The 215-nt window shown below is 70.7% G+C and carries 1 protein-coding gene; it reads right to left on the bottom strand.

Features of this window, described 5'->3' with window-relative positions; translation table 11 throughout:
* A partial coding sequence (locus PUR61_RS09460) for a beta-ketoacyl synthase N-terminal-like domain-containing protein (protein ID WP_329877703.1) occupies positions 1 to 215 on the bottom strand: 215 nt, incomplete at both ends.

The raw sequence follows: 215 nt of genomic DNA on the forward strand, positions 1-215 counted from the left end.
CCGCCAGCGCCGCGTCACACTCCCCGCTGCGCAGCGCCTGCACCGCCAGGTGCAGAGCGACCAACGAGGACGAGCACGCCGTGTCGACCGTGACCGCCGGACCCTCCAGACCGAAGGTGTACGACACCCGGCCCGACGCGATGCTCCCGCCGGTGCCCATGAAGCCCTCGGCACTGTCGTCCGAGGCCCCCAGCACCATCGAGTAGTCGTTGTAC

The sequence above is a fragment of the Streptomyces sp. BE20 genome, assembly GCF_036322525.1.
Lineage (GTDB): Bacteria > Actinomycetota > Actinomycetes > Streptomycetales > Streptomycetaceae > Kitasatospora.